Origin of the sequence: Qipengyuania sp. 902 (assembly GCF_051195295.1) — a bacterium.
In the GTDB taxonomy this organism is placed as follows: domain Bacteria; phylum Pseudomonadota; class Alphaproteobacteria; order Sphingomonadales; family Sphingomonadaceae; genus Qipengyuania.
In genome coordinates this window covers 509,187-528,529 of sequence record NZ_JBNJLJ010000003.1, presented here as the reverse complement: position 1 = coordinate 528,529, position 19,343 = coordinate 509,187, and the positions used below count along the sequence as shown (strand labels likewise).

Below are 19,343 nucleotides of genomic sequence, written 5' to 3'. Positions count from 1 at the left end.
ACTCCTCGCCCAGCCAAGGATACTTACGGCAGAAAACTCTAACCCGAAACGGTCCAAAATTCAGGTGGCAGAGCAAATCGAAAATGTTCAGTGGCAATCAAAATCAGTTTGCGGTGCCATTTATCAACAAACGTCTGGAGACACTGTTAGACGGTGTTGACGCAGGAAACGGAACACCGTTGGCTGCTGCTGTCATATCGGCACTCGAGGTCGATAGACGGATCAGTTCCTTACCCCACCAAGCTTTACCAGCATTCTCAGATGACGAGCTATTTGATCTCGCATCCCAAGTTATTGACACGCTCAACGATTCAGGTTCGCGAACGACGCTGCCCTTCGGAACGGTCCTCGAAAGCAGGGAGCTCGGTGAAATATTGATCGGCGGAGAGCGTTGGACGCTTGATGCGGGTCAGCCGGGCTTGCATCCGGTCTGGACTACTCGGAGGGATGCGCATGGTCCGAACCTTGAACTTCTTCATCGCCTCATTGCCAAGAAAACGCGTAATCTTGCTTGCCGCTGTCTTGGATTGCCGCAGCCAGTGCTGGTCTGTGACGTCGACGAACGAAATCTTTTGCATTTTGCGCCTCTTGCGGAGGCTGGCGAAGTTGTTCTTCAATGTTGGGCGAATGGAACGGATGCGCCTCGGTTCTGCGGCGCTCTTCCGGAACAGATCGAAGCCTTCGCAGAGGCTATCGTCAAAGACATGCGCGTCTTTTGGAAACGACGAAAGAGCATAGCGCGGCAGGCGGCGGAAGTTCGAGCCATCGCCAATTCTCACGTTGCCGATAACGATGCCGAGGTTGACGGAATAATTGTCGATATGAGCTTTCAATCTGATGACAATAACCTCGACTTTCATGTGCATTACATTGGCGTCGATGTGGCGTTGCGCCGAGGGCTCGTCCTTGGTTTCATCCCCGCTTTCAGACGGAAGCTGATTAATAATGGCCAAAACTTCGGTTCCCCTTGGGGTGTTAGCGCAAGAAAGAACGTGCTGCGCTAAACAAAAAAGGGGCTGATGGTAGAATCACGGAACTAGCGGCTTCGGTTTTGGCGTCTGGGAGAGTCGATCCAAAGCAGGTCTTTGCTGATCTCTCTAGCGCTTACCATACGACCGTCGAAATTCACTCAAAAGCGGCACCGATCTTTGCAACCTTTTACTGGGCAGACGGGACGATCAGGGTCGAGCTTATCAGGCAAGGATCGTTGGATTGGGTGGGAGACCAACTTGAGCTCTATGGTATCGAGTTGCCCGAGGCAAAGCTTGTCGCGATGGCTGGTCGACCCATCTCCGACCTCGCGGAACTTCCATTTGGCGGGGATATCCTTGTTGAGCGAATTGTGCCCATCGAAAGCGGCATGCGCTTCCACCTTAGTGAAAAGACTTTCCTGATCGAATTTGCGTCTGGTAATACTTGGGAGTGTCCGAAGGGGCTACTCTGAAGGCCAGTAGAGAGACCTGGCCCACGGCGACGAAATTGCGGATCACTTTAATGGAATAGAATAGAGCTGTTTATCAGAAATTTAAGTGAGTAGGGGGACTGTCCCCCGTCGACGAGCCCTGCAGTGTGTTTCGGTCTCAGCGGGACACTGAAAAGAACCTGAAAAGCCGCTTGATCTTCTCAATCGGACCAATCCGTTTTCGGGTAGTCTTGCGTGGATCGAAGGGAGCAGGATCGATCGGTAGACCGCATTCGAGGCAGAACATGGCTTTCTTCTCCTAAGCCGACATCGTCCGCACATAAGTGAAGTAGTCGGTCGTTTCCCTCTCGCCCGACTGAGAAGCAAGGTGCAGGATGAATCTTTCCGCCCCCACAGAGACCATGATTGCAAGGAGCTCGGATTGATCTGCATCATTCAACGCCAACTTTATGTAACCTAACGCCATGCGGATGGCTCAACGACCACCCTTTCTTCGCGGTGCGTTCCGACCTTTTTTTCTGCTCGCCGCTCTGTGGGCTGCGGCAGCGATAATAATCTGGGTGGCTGCGTATTCCGGCGCGCCTGTTCTCGATGACGTGGTCGACCCATTGGGGTGGCACCAGCACGAGATGCTGTTCGGCTTCGTCGGAGCCGCCGTCATCGGTTTTCTCCTCACTGCTATAGCAAATTGGACGGGCCGGCCTCTGCTCGGCGGAGCAGCACTGGCGGCACTGGCAGCGCTATGGGTGGCAGTCCGCGTGACCTTCGCACTGGGCATCGGCGCTCTCTGGCTAGCTCTGACGCTTGAACTCCTGCTCTTCCTGGCTGTCGCTGCGTTCGCCGCGCGGGAAGTGATCTTGTCCGGCAACCGCAACCTTCCCATCGCGATCATCGTCGCGCTTGTGGGAATATCCGCAGCGATCGATCTTGCTGAAACGGGAGGTATACTCACCGATTACGACATCGGACTGAGAAGCGGCATTTCGCTAATCGTAATGCTTATCGGACTTGTCGGTGGGCGGATCATTCCCGCGTTCACGCAAAATTGGTTGACGCGCGAGGGCGCCGCCCCGCCGATGCCGGTCATGCCGAGTCCAGGTGATATCCGCGTCCTCGGTTTGACCGCGATCGCCATGGTGGCTTGGCTACTATGGCCAAACACGATTGCTGTAGGCTGGTTGCTTCTTGCGGCGGGGCTCTCGCACCTGTGGCGAATGTCACGCTGGCAGGGGTGGCGGACCTATAGGGACCCGCTCGTCGTGGTCCTTCATCTTGCCTACCTCTGGATGCCGGTCGGACTTGGGCTGTTGGGGCTGCATCTGGCGTTCGATATCGTCTCGCGCTCGGCGGCGATCCACGCTCTGGGCGCGGGCGCGATGGGACTGCTGATTCTTGCGGTAATGAGCCGGGCGAGCCTGGGTCATACGGGCCGAACACTTCAAGCTGGCTCCGGATTGGCGCTGGCATACGCACTCGTGTTCATCGGTGCACTGGTGCGCGTGCTCACCTCGGTCGGACTGCTGGAAGGAATCTGGCCGATACATCTGTCAGCTGCGCTGTGGGCGGGCGGCTTTGTCCTCTTCGCCGCGCTCTACTTTCCGATCCTGACCAGGCCGAGACTCGATGACCCATCGCTCTGACACGAGGAAGGTCGATCGGCTGGACATGACAAGTGGACCAATGATCGATTCCTTCGGGCGGCGGATCACCTACGTTCGCATGTCGGTAACCGATCGATGCGACCTACGCTGCCGGTATTGCATGTCGGAGCGCATGACCTTCATGCCACGGCGCGATCTGCTCGACTTCGAGGAGATCGTGGCACTGACCGATGTGCTTATCGCTCGCGGCGTGAGACGAATCCGCCTGACAGGTGGTGAACCGCTCGTCCGCCGGAACGTGATGTATCTGATCGAACAACTGGGTTCGCGCATCGGAGACGGGTTCGACGAGGTCACCCTTACGACAAACGGCACGCAGCTCGCAGCCAATGCCGAGCAACTCTTCGCCGCCGGAGTGCGCCGGATCAACGTCAGTCTCGATAGCCTCGATCCGCAACGTTTTGCGCACATCACCCGTCGCGGCAAACTCGATCAGGTGCTAAACGGGATCGAGACGGCAGCGTCCGCAGGCCTTGCCGTAAAGATCAATATGATGGCGCTGGCCGGTGTAAACGATGACGAGTTCCACACGATGCTCGCCTGGTGCGGAGCGCGCGGCTTTGATCTTACCCTCATCGAGACCATGCCACTTGGAGAGGTGGAGGATCATCGCCCCGAACGATATCTGTCGCTGCAGGATGTCCTAGCCGAGTTGCGACAAAGATGGATGTTGACGCCCTCGCTTCACCGAAGTGGCGGTCCGGCCCGGTATTACGACGTCGGGGAAGGCGGGATCCGACTGGGTCTCATTACCCCTATGAGCCAGAACTTCTGCGACGGATGCAACCGCATTCGTATCGCAGCGACCGGAACGGTGTATGGCTGCCTTGGGCATGAGCAGAAAGTCGAACTTCGCGAGATTTTACGCCAGGGCGGTCCCGCAGCGGTCGATGCGGCGCTTGACCGTCTCCTGGCAGGAAAGCCGCAGCGGCACTCGTTCGATCTCGCCCAACCTGCCACTGCTCGCCACATGAGCGTCACCGGAGGATAATGGATTCCGAAACCCTGGTCATACTCGCTGTGGCGATGGGACTGGCCGCCGCCCTCTACTTTTCGGTCGGACACGGTGGTGCATCCGCCTATCTGGCGATAATGGCGCTCGCCGGCATCGCTCCGGCGACAATGCGGCCGACTGCGCTTGCGCTGAACCTGGTCGTATCCGCCATTGCATTCACGAACTATTCCCGCGCGGGTCATTTCGACAGGCGCTTGTTTCTCACCGTCGCCATCCCCGCGATACCTCTCGCCTTCATCGGGGGGATGACGCAATTGCCCGACCAACTCTACCGACCGGTCGTCGGGGTCATCCTCCTACTTGCCGCGATCCAATTCGCTTGGAAGCCGGACCGCGTTATGAGCCAGCCGCCCCGCACCCTTGTGCTGATTGCAGCGGGTGGAGCGCTTGGGCTGCTCGCTGGCCTTACGGGCACCGGTGGTGGAATATTCCTTTCGCCGCTGCTGCTCGTCACCGGCTGGGCAAGACCGCGAACGACGGCCGCCGTGGCCGCGGCGTTCATTTTCGTCAATTCCCTTGCCGGTCTGGCGGGCAACGCCTCGGCTCTTGGCGAATTGCCATTTGGACTGGAGTGGCTGGCGTTGGCTGTGGGAGCAGGAGGACTGATCGGATCGCGACTGGGCGCGGTCGTCGTGTCCCGGACAATACTCATGCGCTTGCTCGCTCTCGTGCTTGTCATCGCAGGTGGGAAGCTGCTGCTCACGTGAAACCCGTCACGCTCATACTTGCCGGTGGAGCGGGACGGCGCATGAATGGTGGCAAGCCCCTGCGGCTGCTTGGCGGCCGCACATTGCTCGCGCACACGCTTGAAATTGCGCACCAGCTCGATTTTCCCGTCGCGTTGAGTCTTCGTTCACACGATCAAATCCCCACTCCATCCGGGCTGCCCATCATCGAGGATCGGCCAGATATAGAAGGTCCGCTTGGCGGTGTTGTGGCCGGATTGGGCTGGGCGAATAGCAAGGGCTTCAACGCAGTGCTGACCATTCCGGTCGACATGCCCTGGCTACCCAATGATCTGGCCCATCGTCTGATCGAAGGAGCGAACGGAAAGGCCTCTTACGCCTCTAGCGCGGGCAAAGCTCATCCTATCTGTGCTCTATGGCCGGTCGCCAAGCGGAATGATGCTGAATTCTATGCCGCGAAAGGCGGTCGCTCCCTGCGCGGTCTTCTCGAGATACTAGAAGCTCGAAAGGTCGAATGGCCTGTCGGCGACGACGATCCGTTCGCCAATCTCAACGATCCCATAGCGCTGGCCGAGGCAGAACTTCAGCTTCAAAAATCCAGATAGCGCACCTTCTCGCCGGTTAGAACCTCCGGTGCATCAACCTCTCTTCGAACGAGCACGTCGGCACCAGCCAGCATCGTCTGACTGCTAGAATCCTGGCTCTTGAGCCGGACCAGTCTGCCGCCAACCCATTGCGCGCGTTCGAGCGTTTCGCGATTGCCATTGGCTGGGAAAGGCGCTCCGGCGATACCTTCTTGCCAGTTCAACGCCGAGGACGGCGACCGTCCCGCCATCCCGCTCACAAGCGGGATCAGAAACAGGCGCGCCGTCACCAGTGCGGAAGTGGGGTTTCCTGGTAGCCCTAGAACCAAGCTTGAACCGTGACGCCCCAGCCAGACCGGCTTGCCGGGCTTTATCGCGATCTTGCTGAACAGCAGTTCCAGCTTTCCGCCGAACATGTCCTTGGCATAATCGCGCTCCCCAACAGAGGCACCGCCCGTCACCACCACCAGATCGGCTTCGACAAGCGCTTCGCGCGCCCAATTAGTGAGGACTGCGACCTCATCAGGCAAGTGGACACGCTGCACGACTTCTCCGCCAGTTTCCACAATCATTGCGGCTATGGCGGGTGAGATGCTCTCTGGTATTGTGCCGGGCCGCCCTCGAGCTTCGCCCGGCTGAACCAGCTCATCGCCCGTTCCGAGGATTGCGACGCGCGGTCGGCGAACCGCGCTTACCACCGCCATATCAGCACCTGCCGCTGCGACAAGCGATCGCGGTGTCAGACGGGCACCGGCCGCTAGCAGCTCGGCACCTTCTTCGAAATCCTGGCCGGCCGGACGGATGTGCCGGCCGGTGCCGAATTCCCGCACTTCGACCATATCATCAACGCGTGTGCAATTTTCCTGGATGACGACTCTATCGGCCCCGTCGGGAACAGGCGCGCCGGTGAAGATGCGGACCGCTTCACCGGGAGACAAGGAAGGGGGCCGTGCAGTCCCTGCGAAGCTCTCGCCACTCACCCGAAGCCTGGCGGGAAGCCGACTAATATCTTGATCTCTCACGGCGTAGCCATCCATTGCGGAACTATCGACCCGCGGTGAGGCGATCCGGGCTACGATCGGCTTGGCCAGAGTGCGGTCATGCGCTTCTGCTATCCGCACATCCTCCGCTGACAACGGACAAGCCTCCGCCAGCATTATTTCCAATGCCTCGTCGAGAGGCAAGAATCCTACCATGCGCTCTTGCCGCCTTCCTTCATGGTCACGGATATACCGCCGATCACCATGTCCCGGTCGATCGCCTTGAGCATGTCATAGAGCGTAAGACAGGCAACAGAAACGGCCGTCATGGCTTCCATCTCCACCCCGGTCTTGCCGTGGGTGCGTGTTTCTCCCTCGATCCGAAAGCCGGGCAGGACGGGATCGATCTCTATACGCACTGCGACCTTGGTCAGCGGAAGCGGATGGCAGAGCGGGACGAGGTCGGCCGTGCGCTTGGCACCCATCACGCCCGCCAGTTCCGCGGTCGAGATCACTGCCCCCTTGGGCGCGGTTCCGGCTGTGACCGCCTCAATTGTCGCGGGAGCGCAGCGTAGCTCTCCTTTCGCTATCGCACGGCGGGCGGTTGCTGGCTTGTCACCCACATCGACCATGCTCGCGCGCCCCCCAGCATCGACGTGTGTCAACTCGCTCATGCGCATACGTGACTCAGACGTGGGATCATGCCCGCCAGCGAGCAGGGCTTGTGACGGCTGTCCAATTCGAGCGCCAGTATCCCGTCCCAGCCATCCCGGCAGGCCCCCGGTGAACCCGGAAGGCAGAATATGAAGGTGTCCGACGACTGTCCGGCGAAAGCTCGCGACTGCAGGGTCGCAACGCCTACACTTGCCTGGCTGACCTGATGAAAAAGGACGGAGAAGCCGTCCATTTCGCGTAGGAAGAGTGGCTTCACTGCTTCCGGTGTCACATCGCGGGGGGAAAACCCAGTCCCGCCGGTGGAGATGATGACATCGATTTTGGGGTCGGTGATCCACTCGGAAAGCCGATCGCGGATTGTCCTGATCTCGTCCTTAACGATTGCCCGGTCTGCTAGATGATGCCCCGCGGCAAGCAGTCGTTCCTCGAGCAGGTCGCCTGACGTATCCATCGTCTCATCGCGCGTATCCGAGACGGTGAGCACCGCGATATTAAGGGGATGGAAGGTGGCACTCTCATCAATCCCACTCATCTTCCTATATTCCTTCCATTCTCCGTCCGCCACCGCGCCGCATCGGAATGATCTTCGTCGCGAGGCTCGATCCAGCGCGGGCCTGCCGGACCATCTTCCCGTTTCCAGAACGCTGCCCGTGTCTTGAGCATATCCATGAGGTAATCCGCCGCAAGGAATGCCTCGCGGCGATGACGTGCAGCGGCGCCGGCGAAGACGATAGGTTCACCGGGCATAATGCGGCCCGCCCGGTGCACAACAGACACAGCGTTTACGCCGAACCGTTCCAGCGCAGCAGTTGCGATCTCCTCAAGCGAACGCTCCGTCAGGACAGGATGATGTTCAAGTATCAATTCCGCGACCGCGCCATCTTCCTCCCGCGCCAGACCCACGAAGCTCACGACGCCGCCTGCTTCTTTCGATTCCCCAGTGAGAGTTGCAAGCTCGGCCGCGGGATCGAGCCGCCCATGCCGAACGACCGCGCGCATCATCCGCCCGAAACCACCGGTATGAATTCAACCGAGAGATCCGGTTTAACAATAGCGCCGTCAGCCGTAATCATGCCTTCGACGCAAGCCCGCACCCGATGATCGGCAAGCAGTTCGCCAAGCCGTGGCTCGAGTGCCGCCACCCGCGCGCGAACGTTACTGACCGTTTCCGACTGCTCGCCTCCGGCGACCCGGACCCGTTCACCTAACGGATCGGCCAGCTTACCGTAGAGGGTGATTTCGCGCTCTCGAGACATATTACCTCCTCGTTGGCGGTCCTCGGACAAGGTGCTGCCGCGATCAGGAGATGCGCCCTTAACCGAACCAAGTGCGCGCGCTTTGATCTGAATCACTTGGTGGCCCGCACACGGGATTAAAAGCGGCCCGATTTCCGAAAGGACGGGTGTTCATGAGCGATTCGGTTCTCGCTTCTCCTTCTCCCGGCGCAGGTCGTGCGACCTGGCTTAGCACGATCGCTTTTACCGCCTGCTTTGCCGTCTGGACGATTTTCGCGATCATCGGAATCGGTATAAAGGAAGAGCTGAGCCTTTCCGAAACCCAGTTCGGTCTGCTCGTCGGCACGCCGATCCTGACCGGCTCGCTAGCCCGCGTGGTGCTCGGAGTGTGGGCCGACCAGTTCGGTGGGCGGCGGATACTTGCACTCACCATGGTGGCCGCCGCTATCGCGACTTTCCTGGTTTCTTACGCCGATAGCTACCTCCTGCTTCTGCTCGCGGGTCTGGGCGTCGGCCTCGCAGGCGGCGCGTTCTCGGTCGGGGTCGCCTACGTCGCCACTTTCTACCCGCCTGGCAAACAGGGCACTGCACTCGGTATATTCGGTGCTGGCAATGTCGGTGCGGCGGTGACCAAGTTTGTCGCTCCATTCGTGATGGTAGCAGCTGGATGGACGGCAGTGGCCCAAATCTGGGCGATCGCGCTCGTGGTGATCGCCGCGATCTTCTACGTCTCTTCGCCGGAAGATCCGCAGCTGCTCGCACGAAAGGCAGCCGGCAAAAAACCGGAGCCTATGCGGGAGCAACTCAAGGTTCTGCGCAACGTTCAGGTTTGGCGCTTCTCGCTCTACTATTTCTTCGTTTTCGGCGCCTTCGTCGCCCTGTCCTTGTGGCTCCCGCGCTATGTGATGGGCGTATATGACATGGGGATCAGGGAAGCCGGGATGCTCGCGGCCTTCTATTCGATGCCTGCCAGCCTGTTCCGCATCTATGGCGGCCATCTTTCAGACAAGTATGGCGCACGGCGGGTGCTCTACTGGACCTTCGGCGTATCATCGCTCTGCACCTTCCTGCTCAGCTATCCGCCCACCCGCTACGTCATCGAAGGGGTCAATGGCCCGATAGAGTTCTCGACGCAGATGAGCCTCGTGCCTTTTCTCGTGACGATCTTCGTGCTCGGCTTCTTCATGAGTCTCGGGAAGGCGGCAGTCTACAAGCACATCCCTGTCTACTATCCCAATCGGGTCGGGGCCGTGGGCGGCCTGGTAGGGATGATGGGCGGCCTCGGTGGTTTCGTCCTCCCGCTCACTTTCGGCGCCATGCTCGACCTCACCGGCGTCTGGACGAGCAGCTTCGCCCTGCTCTTCCTGATCGTGACGGTCTCGCTTGTCTGGATGCATTTCGCGATCCAGCACATGGAACGAGCGCACGCGGTCGAAGGACGATCTGGCATGGCGCCCGAATTGCCCGAGATGAAAGGGCTCGGCGAGGATGTGACGACAACTCATGCCACACCATCCGAGCCAAGGACATCGGCAACTAACGTGATGCCGGTGGAACGCGTGGCTGCAAACGACCGTCTCGCGGCGACCGAACCGGCTCGCGAACATTCCCGTTCTGATGCTGGCGTGCTTTCCGACTGGCGACCGGAAGATCCGGCCTTCTGGCAGGCGAAAGGCCGGTCGATCGCCAGACGCAACCTGTGGATCTCGACCTACAATCTGTTCCTGGCCTTCGCTGTCTGGATGGTATGGTCCGTCGTAGTCGCCAAGCTGCCGGGCCTAGGTTTCGACTTCACCACGAACCAGCTTTTCTGGCTTGCAGCGCTTCCCGGTCTGTCGGGTGCGACCTTGCGGATCTTCTATTCATTTCTCGTGCCGATATTCGGCGGAAGGCTTTGGACCGCCGTATCCACCGCGTCGCTACTCATCCCGGCATTCGGCATCGGCTATGCAGTGCAGGATCCGGCAACGCCGTTCTTCATATTCCTTGTCCTGGCGCTGCTGTGCGGCTTCGGCGGCGGCAATTTTGCCTCGTCCATGGCCAATATCAGCTACTTTTTCCCGAAGGCAGAAAAGGGGAACGCACTCGCGATCAATGCCGGCATCGGCAATCTCGGCGTGAGCGCAATGCAATTCCTGGTGCCGCTTGTCATCACCATGGGGCTTTTCGGCGCGCTCGGCGGTCAGGCCCAGTTGGCCGACGATGGCGCGCGCCTTTATCTCCAGAACGCCGGATTCGTCTGGGTGCCGCTGATCATTCTGGGCACGATCGCGGCGTGGTTCGGCATGAACGATATCGCTTCGGCCAAGTCGTCCTTCGCCGACCAGGCAGCAATCTTCGGCCGCACACATACGTGGTTGATGTGCTGGCTCTACACCGGAACCTTCGGCACCTTCATCGGCATGTCGGCAGGTTTTCCGCTGCTTACCAAGCTGGTATTTCCCGAGATCGACGCCTTGCGATACGCCTTCATCGGACCGCTCATCGGCGCCCTCTCGCGAGCTCTTACTGGTTGGGTGGCCGACCGGTTCGGTGGTGCCCGCGTCACATTTGTCGTGTTTCTCGTCATGATGGCGGCGGTCATCGGAATGATATGGTTCCTCAACGCTGGCGACTTCTGGGGCTTCTTCGGAATGGTCCTGCTGCTCTTCTTCGTAAGCGGCGTTGGCAACGCATCGACCTTCCAGATGATTCCGAACATCATGCGCGCCGAGATTCCCAAATTGGCACCGGAACTGTCTGCGGAAGAGCAGCGCGTGCAAGCCGAGCGCGAGAGCGCCGCAATCATCGGCTTCACTTCCGCGATTGCTGCCTACGGAGCGTTCTACATTCCCAAGGCCTATGGCTCGTCGATCGATCTGACCGGCACTGCCAACGCCGCCTTGTGGGGCTTTTTCGCCTTTTTCGTCAGCTGCGCGCTTTTGACATGGATCACCTACAGCGGCCCGCGTGGACTGCTACGATCCATCGAGACGCATCGCTCCATACCGGCAACTGCTTGAGGACCCGTAACCATGAGCCACTTTCTCGATCGGCTGACATTCTTCAAGCGGATGCAGGACAGCTTCTCCGATGGTCACGGCATCACGACCGATGAATCGCGGCAATGGGAAGACTCCTATCGCAAGCGCTGGGCAGCCGACAAGATCGTGCGCTCGACACACGGCGTGAACTGCACTGGCTCCTGCTCGTGGAAAATTTACGTCAAGGGCGGCATCGTCACCTGGGAGACGCAGCAGACCGATTACCCGCGCACACGTCCGGACTTGCCCAATCACGAACCTCGGGGATGTCCACGCGGCGCAAGCTACAGCTGGTATCTCTATTCCGGCACCCGCGTGAAATACCCGATGGTTCGCGCACGTTTGCTTGAGCATTGGCGCGAGGCCCGCCGCACCATGAGCCCGGTCGCTGCGTGGGCCTCGATTGTTTCCGATGCCGACAAAAGGTCCGACTGGGTCAAGCGTCGCGGGCGCGGTGGCCTTGTCCGTTCATCCTGGGAAGAAGTGAACGAGATCATCGCGGCAGCCAACGCTTACACAATCCGCGAATACGGTCCCGATCGCATCGCTGGGTTCTCGCCAATCCCGGCCATGTCCATGATAAGCTATGCAGCGGGAAGCCGCTATCTGTCCCTGATCGGCGGCACGGTGTTGAGCTTCTACGACTGGTATTGCGACCTCCCGCCATCGAGTCCCCAGACCTGGGGCGAGCAGACGGACGTTCCCGAAAGCGCAGACTGGTATAATTCGAGTTACCTACTAGTGTGGGGCTCCAACGTGCCGATGACGCGCACGCCCGATGCGCACTTCTACACCGAGGCGCGGTATCGCGGGACCAAGAGTGTAGTCATCTCGCCGGACTATAACGAGGCCGCCAAGTTCTCCGACATGTGGCTCCATCCCAAGCAGGGGACGGACGCTGCGCTGGCGCTCGCGTTTGGCCATGTCGTGCTGCGTGAGTTCTACGTCGACCGCATGTCGGATTACTTCAGCGACTACACGCGCAAATACAGCGATTTCCCGTTCCTCGTAAAACTGACCGAGCAGGACGGTCGATTGGTCGCCGACCGGCACTTGCGGGCATCGGACTTCAAGAAGAGTCTCGGGGAAACCGATCATCCAGAATGGAAGCCCGTTGCCCTGAACGACGCAGACGGCAAGGTCGTCTGTCCGCTCGGGAGCGCGGGTCATCGTTGGGGTGAAAAGGGCCGCTGGAACCTGGCCGAAGTCGACAAGAAGGGCAAACCTTTGCGTTTGCGGACGACGCTCAAGGACGATCACGACCAGATCGTGTCGGTGGGCTTCCCGTATTTCGGTTCCGAGGCTTCGAACGGTTTCGTCGCGACCGATCACGATTCAATCCTGATGCGCAACGTTCCGGCTCGCGAAATCGTGCTGGCCAATGGCGAACGCATATTGGCGGCGACAGTGTTCGACCTTTTCTGCGCCAATTACGGCGTCGATCGGGGCTTTGGCGGCGAGAACGTCGCGCGCTCCTTCGACGACGACATTCCCTTCACTCCCGCGTGGGCGGAACGCGTGACGGGCGTTCCTCGTGACGCCATCATCCAGACCGCGCGTGATTTCGCTGCGAACGCCGATGCCACGATGGGTCGTTCGATGGTTATCTTGGGGGCGGGCCTCAACCACTGGTATCACATGGACATGAGCTACCGCGGGATCATCGCGCTGCTCGTGATGTGCGGCTGCATCGGCCAGTCGGGCGGCGGCTGGTCGCACTATGTGGGACAGGAAAAGCTGCGGCCTCAGACCGGCTGGCTTCCGCTAGCGATGGCGACCGACTGGACCCGTCCCCCGCGGCAGATGAACGCGACCAGCTTCTTCTACGCGCACACCGACCAATGGCGCTACGAGACGATGACCGTCGACGACATCATCTCGCCTACCGCCCCCAAGGCGGACTGGACCGGCTCGATAATCGACTACAACGTGCGCGCAGAACGGATGGGTTGGTTGCCGTCCGCCCCCCAACTGCACCAGAATTCGCTCGAGATTGGGGCAGCCCTGAAGAAATCCGGCGAAGATGCCAATGAAGTCATTCCGGAAAAGCTGAAATCCGGCGAACTCCAGTTCGCCAATGCCGACCCGGACGATCCGCGCAACTGGCCCCGCAACATGTTTTTCTGGCGCTCCAACGTGCTTGGCGCCAGCGGCAAGGGCCACGAATACTTCCTGAAGCACTTCGTGGGCTCGATGCACGGCGTGATCGGCGTCGACGGGGAAGAAAGCGGGGTGGTGCTGCCAAGCGAAGTGGCGTGGCACGAAGAGGCACCGGAAGGAAAATTGGACCTGATGGTCAATATCGACTTCCGCATGTCGACCACCAGTCTGTATTCCGACATCGTTCTCCCGACCGCGACCTGGTATGAAAAGAACGATCTCAACACCACCGACATGCATCCCTTTATCCACCCGCTGACAGCGGCGGTGGACCCGGCTTGGGAGGCGCGTAGTGACTGGGCTATTTTCCGCGGTATAGCGGAAGCGTTCTCGAACGTCGCTCCCGAGGTTCTCGGGGTGGAGCAGGATGTCGTTCTGTCCCCAATCCAGCACGACAGCCCGAACGAAATCGCCCAACCATTCGAGCCCAAGGATTGGGGAAGGGGCGAATGCGATCCGATCCCGGGCAAGACGATGGCGACGATCCATGTCATCGAGCGCGACTATCCGGCGACCTTCGCACGCTTTACCTCGCTTGGCCCTGCGCTGGAAAAGCTCGGCAACGGATCGAAAGGCATCAACTGGGATACCAAGCACGAAGTTGCGCTCGTTGCAGCACTCAATGGCACGTCGCTACAGGAGGCAACGTCCGGCCGGCCGCGCATCGACAGCGATATCGACGCTTGCGAGACGATCCTGATGCTGGCTCCCGAAACGAACGGCGAAGTGGCTGTGAAGGCTTGGGCGGCATTGGGCGAAACGACCGGTCTAGACCATCTGCATCTCGCCGAGGGCAAAGAAGAGGAGAAGATCCGCTTCCGAGACATCGTCTCGCAGCCACGCAAGATAATATCTTCGCCGACGTGGTCGGGCCTTGAAAGCGAACATGTCTGCTACAATGCCGGCTATACCAACGTGCATGAACTGATCCCGTGGCGAACGTTGACCGGAAGGCAGTCGCTCTACCAGGACCACCAGTGGATGCGAGCATTCGGAGAAGGCTTCGTTACCTGGCGTCCGCCGATAGATACGCGCACCGTGCGACAGGTCCTCGGCAAGCTGCCCAACGGCAACAAGGAAATCCAGCTCAATTTGCTGACCCCGCACCAGAAATGGGGCATCCATTCAACCTATACCGAAAACCTGATCATGCTCTCGCTCAACCGAGGTGGTCCGGCAGTGTGGATCAGCGAGGACGATGCCCGCGAGGCGGGGATCGTCGACAACGACTGGATCGAGGTCTTCAACATCAACGGCGCCCTGACCGCGCGGGCGATCGTCTCGCAGCGGATCATGCCCGGGTCAGCCATCATGTATCACGCGCAGGAGAAGCTGGTGAACACTGTCGGTTCCGAAGTGACTGGCCTTCGCGGCGGCATCCACAACTCGGTCACGCGCATCAACATGAAGCCGACGCATATGATCGGCGGTTACGTCCAACTCGCCTATGGCTTCAACTACTACGGGACCGTAGGCGCGAACCGGGACGAATTCGTCATCGTTCGCAAGATGAGCGAGATCAACTGGTTCGACAAGGCCGACACGTTCGACAGGTCGGACACTAAAAAAGCGAAAGCGCGGCAGGAGATCGCACGATGAAGATTCGCGCTCAAATTCCGATGGTCCTCAATCTGGACAAGTGCATCGGCTGCCACACTTGTTCGATTACCTGCAAGAACGTGTGGACCAATCGCGAAGGCGTCGAATACGCCTGGTTCAACAATGTCGAATCCAAGCCGGGTATCGGCTATCCGAAGGACTGGGAGAACCAGGAACGCTGGAACGGCGGTTGGCGTCGCCGTCCCAATGGGAGGATCGAACCCAAGCTCGGTTCCAAATGGCGGATTCTTTCAAAGATCTTTGCCAATCCGAGCCTCCCTGAAATCGACGATTTCTACGAACCCTACACTTTCGATTACGAATGGCTGCACAAGGCACCCGAACTCAAGGCCCAGCCAACGGCAAGGCCTCGTTCGCTGCTGACGGGTGAGCACCTGAAGAAGATCGAATGGTCGGGCAACTGGGAGGATATGCTCGGCGGCGAGTTCGCCAAGCGATCGGAAGACTACAACTTCGCCGGCGTCGAGAAGGAGATATACGGAGAGTTCGAGAAGACCTTCCTTATGTATCTTCCGCGGCTGTGCGAGCACTGCCTTAATCCGACTTGTCTCGCCGCTTGTCCCTCCGGCGCGATCTACAAGCGCGACGAAGACGGGATCGTTCTCATTGACCAGGAAAAGTGCCGGGGCTGGCGGATGTGTGTGTCCGCATGTCCCTACAAGAAGATCTACTACAATTGGGCCAGCGGGAAGTCGGAGAAATGCATCTTCTGTTATCCGCGGATCGAAACCGGCCAACCCACTGTCTGCTCTGAAACCTGTGTCGGTCGTATCCGCTATCTAGGCGTGGTGCTCTATGACGCGGACAGGGTCGAGGAGGCCGCATCGGTCGAGGATCCAAAGGACCTCTACCCCGCCCAGCTATCGCTGTTTCTCGATCCCCATGATCCGGAAGTCCAAGCCCAGGCTAGGCTGGATGGAATTCCCGAGGCATGGATACAGGCTGCGATGCGCTCGCCAGTCTACAAGATGGCAGTGGAATGGAAAATCGCCTTCCCGCTCCACCCTGAATACCGCACGCTGCCGATGGTCTGGTATGTGCCGCCGCTGTCGCCGATCCAGTCGGCGGCAGAGGCCGGAAAGATTTCGGAAAAAGACGGAATGCCGGACGTGCGCTCCTTGCGCATACCGCTCAAATACCTGGCCAACCTGCTTACAGCCGGTGACGAGGCTCCCATTGCACAAGGACTCGAACGGATGCTCGCGATGCGGGCCTACATGCGCGGTAAGCGCGTGCACGGGGTAGAAGACGAAAGCATCGCTGAGCGGGTCGGTCTCACCGGCGCCACGATCGACGAGATGTATCGCATCATGGCACTCGCAGCCTATGAGGATCGCTACGTCATTCCTACGACGCACCGCGAGTTCGAAGAGGATGCCTACGTGCTAAGGGGGGCCGGCGGTTTCGGTTTCCGTGAAGTCACCGAAGGGCGCACGCCGAGCCTGTTCGGCGGCAAAAAAGCGCAGCCCGGCAAGCCCGTCAAGCGGGAGGCGATGTGATGGCGCGCAAGAAACCCGCTCGGCCCATGTCGCTGTCGCTACGCACCCTTGCAGCGCTGCTCGGGTATCCGAGCACGGAGTTACAGGCAGCGGTTCCCGAACTGCGCTCAGTTCTGGCCAGTGAAGCCGCCCTGTCCACTCAAGCCATTGCCGCGCTTGAACCGCTGCTGGATGATCTATGGACACGAGAACTGTTCGATCTTCAGGCCGACTACAGCGAACTGTTCGATAGCACGCGTCGGCTCTCGCTGCATTTGTTCGAGCACGTGCATGGTGACAACAAGGATCGCGGGCAGGCGATGAGCGATCTTGGGCTCGAATATATCAATCATGGTCTGGAAATGACCAGCAACGAACTGCCCGATTACATTCCGATGTTCCTTGAATTCACAGCTCAGCTTGCGTCCGAGGAAGCCCGCGAGTGGCTGCGTGAACCGATCGATGTCCTGACGGTGCTCGCCGAACGTCTGGCCGAGCGTGAAACGCCATACGCGGCGGTTCTCGCGGCGGTGGTCGAGCTGGCCGACGCGCGCCCCGATGCCGAGCGCGTGGAAGAAATTGGCAAGGCATTTGCCGAGGATGAAACAAAGAGCGTCGACGAGCTGTGGGAGGAAGCCCCGGTCAGTTTCGGCACCGCGGCCTTCGACAATGGCGGCCCAACTGGTGTCATCGCCCGTATCCGCGCCTTCAATCGGGCGCACGAAGCAAAAGAAGGAGCGCGGCATGAATGAGTTCATCCATTACCTGCTGTTCGGCTGGTATCCGTATCTCGCCGTGACTGTGATGGTCATCGGCAGCATCCTGCGCTTCGACACGAACCAGTATAGCTGGCGCTCGCAGTCGAGCCAGTTCCTGCGGCGCAAACAGATGATGATCGGCTCGAACATGTTCCACCTCGGCATTCTCGTGCTGCTAGGCGGACATTTCGTAGGCTTGCTGACCCCGATCGAGCTGTTCGACTATTTCGGAGTGCAGCACCAGTGGAAGCAGGTTCTCGCTCTCGTAGCTGGCGGCATCGCAGGTGTCGTCGCCTTCATCGGTTGCACCTTGCTCCTGCACCGCAGATTGTTCGATCCACGGATCAGGCGTAGTTCAGCTACGCTCGACATAGTGGTTCTGGTCCTGATCTGGCTCCAGATCCTGCTGGGGCTGTCAACGACCTACTGGACCCTTCAGCACATCGATGGACGCGAGATGGTCAACTTCATGGCATGGGCCAACGGTCTACTGACTCTCCAGCCGGGTTCTTCCGACTACATCCTCCAGACGCACATCGTCTACAAGCTGCACATCGTTCTCGGCCTGACCCTGTTCCTGCTGACCCCGTTCACGCGGTTGGTGCATGTGTTCAGCGCGCCGATCTGGTATCTCTTCAGGCCCGGCTATCAGATCGTGCGGACCCGGCGGGGCAAGGGTGCTCCGGCGCGAGCACCGCAACCGTTCGGAGGAGCTCCAGCCTATACTCCTGGTCCGGCAACAGACCGTGCGTTTACCGAGGAGGTGCAGTGATGGCGCGCAAACTGGATGTCATAAATATCGGCGCACCCGACGCCCGCGCGGAACCCGCCATGCCGTCGGCGTGCGAGACACATGGATGCGGCGGGGCGGACGAGCAACTTCAACCGCTCCCCGCTTTCGGAATTGTCACGGTCGACGGACATGAGATAACCGAAGAGCAGATCGCCGAGGAAATGCCGCATCATCCGGCTCCTTCGGGCGAGGAGGCATGGCGTGCTGCGGCACAGGCTCTGGTTGTTCGGCATCTCTTGATGCGCGAGGCTATGCGCAGAGGACTAGCCGCGGAGGAAGAGACCGAGACAGGGAGGCGCGCTACCGAGGAGGAAGCTTTGGTCAAAGCCTTGCTCGACAAGGTGGTAAGCGATGCCGTTCCCACAGAAGAAGAATGCGAACGCTATTACCGCGCGAACCGGCATCGTTTCCGCACGCCGTCGCTTTTCGAGGCTTCGCATATTCTTATCGAGCCCGAGGAGGGGGCCGGTGAAGATGGCTGGGATGCTGCCCAAGCGCAGGCGCGCACAATCATCGCCGCGATTGGGGATGACCAGGAAGCGTTTGCAGAGGCGGCGCGGGAGTTTTCTGGTTGTCCTTCAGGCCAGCAGAACGGCTCGCTCGGTCAGATCCGCCGCGGTGAGCTAGTGCAACAGGTCCAGACGCACATCGAAGCAACTCAGCCCGGCACGGTTAATCCCGAACCGGTGCGATCCAAGCATGGCTGGCACGTCATTCGCCTCAACCGCATCATCGAGGGGCAAGAATTGCCGTTCGAGGTTGCGAAGGACAAGATTGCCGACCTGCTCGAAGCGCGCTCCTGGACCGTGTCGGCGATGCAGGTGGTGCAATCGCTCGCCGACGAAGCCGAGATCAAGGGCGTTGTCCTCGATGCCCCACCCGCCGAAGAAGACCAGCGCCGAGGGACGCTCGCCGCATGATGCTGGGGGACTACCTCGCATTGGCGAAGAACGCCGGGGCCGACATCCAGGGCTGGCTCGCCGGGTCCGGGCCTGTTCAGGCGCGAGCACTCGAAAAGCTGGCAGCCAATGAGAACATCACCCCGGCCAGAGCTGCACGTATGGCCGTCGCCGACTTCAGTCGTTTCGCCAGCGAAGAGGACTGGGCGACGCTTATCAGCCATGTGCGTGATGCGGCCGACCCTGCGCTTGTTTGCCTAGGCGCTATAGTTGACTGGCGCCTCTCTCAAAAGCCGTGCAGCAAGCATCAGACGCGAAAGCATCCGCATGGAACCGAAATCGAGGAGGCGTGA

18 protein-coding genes are annotated in these 19,343 nt (G+C 59.8%); 12 read left to right on the top strand and 6 right to left on the bottom strand.

Going from position 1 to position 19,343, the window contains the following annotated elements:
• Window positions 1-311 precede the first annotated feature (311 nt).
• A complete protein-coding gene (locus tag ACSH0F_RS12220; RefSeq protein WP_435203143.1) occupies window positions 312-953 on the bottom strand; it encodes a hypothetical protein in 642 nt (213 codons plus the stop codon).
• Window positions 954-1,216: 263 nt separating this feature from the next.
• On the opposite strand from ACSH0F_RS12220, the gene ACSH0F_RS12215 reads away from it, so the two are divergent.
• The 5 genes from ACSH0F_RS12215 to ACSH0F_RS12195 all read left to right on the top strand — a co-directional run bounded on the left by ACSH0F_RS12215 (window position 1,217) and on the right by ACSH0F_RS12195 (window position 5,390).
• A complete protein-coding gene (locus ACSH0F_RS12215; protein WP_435203141.1) occupies window positions 1,217-1,444 on the top strand; it encodes a hypothetical protein in 228 nt (75 codons plus the stop codon).
• 443 nt (window positions 1,445-1,887) lie between these two features.
• Complete coding sequence (locus ACSH0F_RS12210; protein ID WP_435203139.1) at window positions 1,888-3,063, top strand: NnrS family protein; 1,176 nt, start codon at window positions 1,888-1,890, stop codon at window positions 3,061-3,063.
• 40 nt (window positions 3,064-3,103) lie between these two features.
• Complete coding sequence (moaA, locus tag ACSH0F_RS12205; RefSeq protein WP_435203137.1) at window positions 3,104-4,075, top strand: GTP 3',8-cyclase MoaA; 972 nt, start codon at window positions 3,104-3,106, stop codon at window positions 4,073-4,075.
• The gene (locus tag ACSH0F_RS12200; protein ID WP_435203135.1) at window positions 4,075-4,806 is read left to right on the top strand and encodes a sulfite exporter TauE/SafE family protein; all 732 of its coding nucleotides are present in this window, start codon (window positions 4,075-4,077) and stop codon (window positions 4,804-4,806) included. Before moaA ends, ACSH0F_RS12200 begins: the two co-directional genes overlap by 1 nt.
• A complete protein-coding gene (locus tag ACSH0F_RS12195) occupies window positions 4,803-5,390 on the top strand; it encodes a molybdenum cofactor guanylyltransferase (RefSeq protein ID WP_435203133.1) in 588 nt (195 codons plus the stop codon). The genes ACSH0F_RS12200 and ACSH0F_RS12195 overlap by 4 nt, the downstream gene beginning before the upstream one ends.
• Here ACSH0F_RS12195 and ACSH0F_RS12190 read toward each other — a convergent pair.
• From ACSH0F_RS12190 to ACSH0F_RS12170, 5 genes are read right to left on the bottom strand one after another with little or no spacing between them, the layout of a single operon-like run.
• Entirely contained in the window at window positions 5,375-6,565 is a 1,191-nt protein-coding gene (locus ACSH0F_RS12190; RefSeq protein ID WP_435203131.1) for a molybdopterin molybdotransferase MoeA, read from the bottom strand. The two genes, ACSH0F_RS12195 and ACSH0F_RS12190, sit on opposite strands and share 16 nt — an antisense overlap.
• Window positions 6,559-7,023: a cyclic pyranopterin monophosphate synthase MoaC gene (gene moaC, locus ACSH0F_RS12185; protein ID WP_435203129.1), complete on the bottom strand. Its 465-nt coding sequence runs from the start codon at window positions 7,021-7,023 to the stop codon at window positions 6,559-6,561. The genes ACSH0F_RS12190 and moaC overlap by 7 nt, the downstream gene beginning before the upstream one ends.
• Complete coding sequence (gene moaB / locus ACSH0F_RS12180; RefSeq protein WP_435203127.1) at window positions 7,020-7,556, bottom strand: molybdenum cofactor biosynthesis protein B; 537 nt, start codon at window positions 7,554-7,556, stop codon at window positions 7,020-7,022. Before moaB ends, moaC begins: the two co-directional genes overlap by 4 nt.
• Complete coding sequence (locus ACSH0F_RS12175; RefSeq protein WP_435203125.1) at window positions 7,553-8,026, bottom strand: molybdenum cofactor biosynthesis protein MoaE; 474 nt, start codon at window positions 8,024-8,026, stop codon at window positions 7,553-7,555. Before ACSH0F_RS12175 ends, moaB begins: the two co-directional genes overlap by 4 nt.
• Window positions 8,023-8,376, bottom strand: coding sequence for a MoaD/ThiS family protein (locus ACSH0F_RS12170; protein ID WP_435203123.1), 354 nt, complete (start codon window positions 8,374-8,376; stop codon window positions 8,023-8,025). Before ACSH0F_RS12170 ends, ACSH0F_RS12175 begins: the two co-directional genes overlap by 4 nt.
• Before the next feature lie 56 nt (window positions 8,377-8,432).
• Here ACSH0F_RS12170 and ACSH0F_RS12165 point away from each other — a divergent pair, with 56 nt between their 5' ends.
• Genes ACSH0F_RS12165 through ACSH0F_RS12135 form a run of 7 tightly spaced genes read left to right on the top strand, consistent with a single transcriptional unit; the run spans window position 8,433 to window position 19,343 of the window.
• Complete coding sequence (locus ACSH0F_RS12165) at window positions 8,433-11,261, top strand: nitrate/nitrite transporter (protein WP_435203121.1); 2,829 nt, start codon at window positions 8,433-8,435, stop codon at window positions 11,259-11,261.
• Between the two features lie 12 nt (window positions 11,262-11,273).
• Window positions 11,274-15,041 carry a nitrate reductase subunit alpha gene (locus ACSH0F_RS12160; protein WP_435203119.1) on the top strand — a complete coding sequence of 1,256 codons (3,768 nt, stop codon included), beginning with the start codon at window positions 11,274-11,276 and terminating at the stop codon, window positions 15,039-15,041.
• Window positions 15,038-16,561 carry a nitrate reductase subunit beta gene (gene narH, locus ACSH0F_RS12155; RefSeq protein WP_435203117.1) on the top strand — a complete coding sequence of 508 codons (1,524 nt, stop codon included), beginning with the start codon at window positions 15,038-15,040 and terminating at the stop codon, window positions 16,559-16,561. Before ACSH0F_RS12160 ends, narH begins: the two co-directional genes overlap by 4 nt.
• Entirely contained in the window at window positions 16,561-17,292 is a 732-nt protein-coding gene (narJ, locus tag ACSH0F_RS12150; protein WP_435203115.1) for a nitrate reductase molybdenum cofactor assembly chaperone, read from the top strand. The genes narH and narJ overlap by 1 nt, the downstream gene beginning before the upstream one ends.
• Complete coding sequence (narI, locus tag ACSH0F_RS12145; protein ID WP_435203113.1) at window positions 17,285-18,070, top strand: respiratory nitrate reductase subunit gamma; 786 nt, start codon at window positions 17,285-17,287, stop codon at window positions 18,068-18,070. Before narJ ends, narI begins: the two co-directional genes overlap by 8 nt.
• Window positions 18,070-19,011 carry a peptidylprolyl isomerase gene (locus ACSH0F_RS12140; protein ID WP_435203111.1) on the top strand — a complete coding sequence of 314 codons (942 nt, stop codon included), beginning with the start codon at window positions 18,070-18,072 and terminating at the stop codon, window positions 19,009-19,011. The genes narI and ACSH0F_RS12140 overlap by 1 nt, the downstream gene beginning before the upstream one ends.
• Entirely contained in the window at window positions 19,008-19,343 is a 336-nt protein-coding gene (locus ACSH0F_RS12135) for a hypothetical protein (RefSeq protein ID WP_435203109.1), read from the top strand. Before ACSH0F_RS12140 ends, ACSH0F_RS12135 begins: the two co-directional genes overlap by 4 nt.

What these genes read in the sequence shown, in the direction of transcription:
- moaB (WP_435203127.1), bottom strand. Translation starts at nt 7,556, where the DNA reads ATGAGTGGGATTGATGAGAGTGCCACCTTCCATCCCCTTAATATCGCG.
- narI (WP_435203113.1), top strand. Translation starts at nt 17,285, where the DNA reads ATGAATGAGTTCATCCATTACCTGCTGTTCGGCTGGTATCCGTATCTC.
- ACSH0F_RS12165 (WP_435203121.1), top strand. Translation starts at nt 8,433, where the DNA reads ATGAGCGATTCGGTTCTCGCTTCTCCTTCTCCCGGCGCAGGTCGTGCG.
- ACSH0F_RS12160 (WP_435203119.1), top strand. Translation starts at nt 11,274, where the DNA reads ATGAGCCACTTTCTCGATCGGCTGACATTCTTCAAGCGGATGCAGGAC.
- narJ (WP_435203115.1), top strand. Translation starts at nt 16,561, where the DNA reads ATGGCGCGCAAGAAACCCGCTCGGCCCATGTCGCTGTCGCTACGCACC.
- moaA (WP_435203137.1), top strand. Translation starts at nt 3,104, where the DNA reads ATGATCGATTCCTTCGGGCGGCGGATCACCTACGTTCGCATGTCGGTA.
- ACSH0F_RS12135 (WP_435203109.1), top strand. Translation starts at nt 19,008, where the DNA reads ATGATGCTGGGGGACTACCTCGCATTGGCGAAGAACGCCGGGGCCGAC.
- ACSH0F_RS12200 (WP_435203135.1), top strand. Translation starts at nt 4,075, where the DNA reads ATGGATTCCGAAACCCTGGTCATACTCGCTGTGGCGATGGGACTGGCC.
- moaC (WP_435203129.1), bottom strand. Translation starts at nt 7,023, where the DNA reads ATGAGCGAGTTGACACACGTCGATGCTGGGGGGCGCGCGAGCATGGTC.
- ACSH0F_RS12190 (WP_435203131.1), bottom strand. Translation starts at nt 6,565, where the DNA reads ATGGTAGGATTCTTGCCTCTCGACGAGGCATTGGAAATAATGCTGGCG.
- ACSH0F_RS12175 (WP_435203125.1), bottom strand. Translation starts at nt 8,026, where the DNA reads ATGATGCGCGCGGTCGTTCGGCATGGGCGGCTCGATCCCGCGGCCGAG.
- narH (WP_435203117.1), top strand. Translation starts at nt 15,038, where the DNA reads ATGAAGATTCGCGCTCAAATTCCGATGGTCCTCAATCTGGACAAGTGC.
- ACSH0F_RS12210 (WP_435203139.1), top strand. Translation starts at nt 1,888, where the DNA reads ATGCGGATGGCTCAACGACCACCCTTTCTTCGCGGTGCGTTCCGACCT.
- ACSH0F_RS12140 (WP_435203111.1), top strand. Translation starts at nt 18,070, where the DNA reads ATGGCGCGCAAACTGGATGTCATAAATATCGGCGCACCCGACGCCCGC.